Here is a 275-nt window from a genome sequence, read left to right on the forward strand (position 1 = left end):
TGTTGGACAGCTAAGGGTCGCTGGAAACCGGCGCGTCCTACAACAATAATCTTTCCAGACAGGCGGCCTGACGGTCGCCATCCGCGTCACCCACTTTGCCGTTGATATCGGCTTGCATAGTATCGGTACTGCCCCGGCCCATTTTTTTTCGCCTCATACATCGCCTCGTCCGCACAACAAATCAGGTCGGGCGCCTCATTGGCGTTGTCTGGATACACGGCTATTCCGATACTGGGCGACGTCCTCACCAACATATTTTCAAAAGCATACGGCTT

The 275-nt window shown here is 54.2% G+C and carries 1 protein-coding gene; it reads right to left on the reverse strand.

Going from position 1 to position 275, the window contains the following annotated elements:
* Positions 1 to 86 precede the first annotated feature (86 nt).
* Positions 87 to 275 (reverse strand): diguanylate cyclase domain-containing protein (locus H2O73_RS21020; protein ID WP_182110797.1); only part of this gene is annotated, 189 nt, incomplete at its 5' end.

The organism is Vibrio marinisediminis, from assembly GCF_014050145.1.
Taxonomy (GTDB): domain Bacteria; phylum Pseudomonadota; class Gammaproteobacteria; order Enterobacterales; family Vibrionaceae; genus Vibrio; species Vibrio marinisediminis.